This window comes from Bacteroidetes bacterium SB0662_bin_6 (assembly GCA_009839485.1).
Classification (GTDB): domain Bacteria; phylum Bacteroidota; class Rhodothermia; order Rhodothermales; family VXPQ01; genus VXPQ01.
This window is the reverse complement of the sequence record VXPQ01000013.1, coordinates 1-3217: the sequence shown is the minus strand read 5'-3', so window position 1 is coordinate 3217 and position 3217 is coordinate 1. Positions and strand designations below refer to the sequence as shown.

The 3217-nt window shown below is 59.1% G+C and carries 2 protein-coding genes; both read right to left on the bottom strand.

Going from position 1 to position 3217, the window contains the following annotated elements:
• On the bottom strand, positions 1 to 258 hold a 258-nt coding region (locus F4Y00_01760), incomplete at its 3' end, for a hypothetical protein (GenBank protein ID MYE03690.1).
• A 192-nt stretch (positions 259 to 450) separates the two neighbouring features.
• A complete protein-coding gene (locus F4Y00_01755) occupies positions 451 to 2856 on the bottom strand; it encodes a response regulator (GenBank protein ID MYE03689.1) in 2406 nt (801 codons plus the stop codon).
• Positions 2857 to 3217: the final 361 nt, after the last annotated feature.

The window sequence follows — 3217 nt, the reverse complement described above, 5'->3', positions numbered from 1 at the left end:
ACGAAGATCATCTCCCGAGAGCGAGCGCCACTCGTAGTGAACGCCGCCCTCTTCGAATACGCCCGTTGCAGCACACGACAACGAAATGGATTCACCTGCCCGGGCAATAAGGCGAGGCGGGCAGGACAACGAGAAAGACGCACCGGAAACCGCCGCGCCCTTCACAGGCAACCCGCCTTCGTCAATGACCTGAGCGTGTGCTGTGGATGAAGATGTCAGCAGCACGGCGACAAGCACACACGCCGTGCGCCCGGCCATACAGACCATAATCTCATCTTGTGAATATTTCCGGATGTGAACAAGTACTTATAACAAACTATCAATGCATCTAACAATTTTCATTGTATTTATATATCATAACTGTAACATTACAGGCTATATTCATAATTTTACTGTTACTTTCGGGGGTGCCTGTCATTCGGCATCCTTCGGACCGGATCGTTATTGCTCTTACGTATACACACTCGTGGCCTCTGACGAGTCGTCGGGCTTATGCATGCGGTAGCCTACCCGCGGCTCGGTGAAGATGTGCGTTGGGTTGTTCGCATCGTCGCCCAGTTTGCGTCGCAGTTTCCCCACGAAAGCCCGCACCAGATACGTGTCGTCCAGGCTGTTCGACCGCCACACGCTACGCAGCAGGTTTTCGTAGGTCATTACCCGACCGGCGTTGATCGAAAGGACTCGGAGCAGATCATATTCGGTTGCGGTAAGCCGTACCGCGCGCCCGTCCACGGTCACCCGGCGTTCCTCGTAGTTGATCACCAGAGTCCCTGACTGGAAAGTTTCGGGGCGCACGTCGCTCTTACGCAGCGCAGCCTGAATCCTGGCCACCAGCTCCGTAGGCGAAAACGGCTTGACGATGTAATCGACCGCTCCCATCTCCAGGGCCCTTGCAATCGTTTCATCCCGGCCATAGGCGGACACGAAGATGACCGGTCGGTCGGCCAGCGCCGGAACGTTTTGCATCAGCTCTATGCCGTCCATCTCAGGCAGCAGCAGGTCCAGCAGCACCAGATGGGGCTCGTGCTTATCGATCAGGGCGGACACCTCTTTCGGCTCGCCGGTCATGAGCGGGCTAAAATCGGCGTCGTTCAGAACACCCCGTATATACCCCAGAAACTGTGGGTCGTCGTCCACCACGAGAACAAGCGGCTTCTGCTGATCGGCGCGCCCCGGCCTATGCGACGGGCTCTCCATCACACCGGTTCTGCTCTCCTCAACCAGGGGAATCGTAAAGGTGAACCGGGTACCTTGTCCGGGTCCGGCGCTTTCGGCCCGGATGCGACCCCCGTGGGCCTCCACCAGCCCCTTGCATATGACCAGACCCAGGCCGATTCCGTGCGGCTGCTTCCCCTCACCGACGTCGGTGTACTTCCGAAACAGATGGGGCAACTGCTCGGGCGGCACGCCCTGGCCTTCGTCCGTTACCGAAATTGCGACATGGACACCGTCGCGTACTGCGCCGACATGGATGGCGGACGACTCGGGAGCATACCGGGACGCGTTGGCGAAGAGGTTGTTCAGCACCTGGACGATGCGCTGACTGTCGGCCATCACACGCGGCAGGTCCGGCGGCAGGTCGATGCGGATGGTCTGTCTGCCTCCGCCGCTCACGAATGTGGTCCGGGCCTGATCGACCAGCGCGGTCACCTTCACCGGCTCGGGGTCGATCGACAGCGTGCCGGAGTCGATACGCCCCGCATCCAGCAGGTCGCTGATCAGGTTATCCATATGATCGGCCTGCTCTTCGACGATCCGGAAGAACTGCCGAACCTCGGTCCGATCCAGAACCCGCGGGGCCTTCAGTACGGTCGCTGCCGTACCTTTGATCGCGAAGAGTGGCGCGCGCAACTCGTGGCTCACCATGCCCAGGAACTCGGCCCGCAACCGGTTCAACTCCTCAATTGGCGACAGATCCTGCATGGTGACGACCATCGACTCGGTCGCGCCGTTGGCGGAGTGGATCGGGGTGACATTGATGAGTATCGTAGTGCTCCGGCCATCGGGAACCGAGAGCACGACCTCCTCGCCTCGCACGGTCGTGGCGTCGTCGACCAACTGTTTCATCGGGAATTCCGTGAGGGTCACCTCGCGCCCGTCGGAGAAGCGGATCGTCAACACCTCCAGTAACTGCTCTGCGGGGTGGCCGGGTGTGCGTAGTCCCTCGACGATCCGCCTCGACTCCCGGTTGAACGATACAGGATTGCCCGTCCGGGCATCGAACACCGCAACACCGACCGGCGAGGTTTCCACGAGAGCCTCAAGGTCGGCCCGGGTACGCTGCTCATCCCGGTACGTACGGGCGTTGGCGATAGCGGCCGCCGCCTGCGAGGCGAAAAGCACCATGATTTCCTCGTCCTTGGCCGCGAACGCTTCGCCGTTCTCCTTGTCGCCGAGGAACAAGTAGCCGAGATGCTCGCCCCGGTGGTGCATCGGCGCGCAGTGCATCGTTCCCAAAGCCCACGGATTGACGGGGAGGCCAACCGATTCCAGGTAGTCGGGCAGATCCGTCATGCGGAACGGCTGCCCCATATCCTTCTGGAGGTGTTCGAAGAGCCGCGGGCCGTCCGGCCACGCTACGATCGTCTGGAACTCCTCGTCCGAAAAGCCGGAAGTCAGGACGTTCCGCAGATCCCCGTGCAAGTCGATCATCGTGATCACACCCCTGTTCGTGCCGGTCAGCGCGCGGGCGCTGTCGATCACTTCCTGGAGCACGGTCTCCAGATCCAGGCTCGAGCTGATGCGCAGCACGGCCGCGCTCAACCTGGAGAAGCGCTCGTGAAGCACCTGTATTTCCATTTCCAGCTCGTTGGACTTATTCATTTCCCGCACCTCGATTTGTGTTGAAGGCGGCATCCCGAGCTCGCGCCGTTGTGGCGGCCGATAAAGCAATCCCGACCCCGCAACGATCCGCTCCGAAGGATGCCGAATGACAGATCTATTCCGAAGATAACAATAAAATTATGAATATAGCGTGTAATGTTACAGTTATGATATATAAACGCAATGAAAATCAGTAGATGCATTGATAGTTTGTTATAAATACTTGCTCACATCCAGAAATATTCACAAAATGAAGTTATGGTCTGGATGGCCGATACGCCCGGAGCAAGAGGAACCGGGATGGAAAACTGTAACGGCCATAGCCGGGCGCACGGCGTGTGTGCTTGTCGCCGTGCTGCTGACATTTGCATCCACAGCACACGCTCAGGTCATT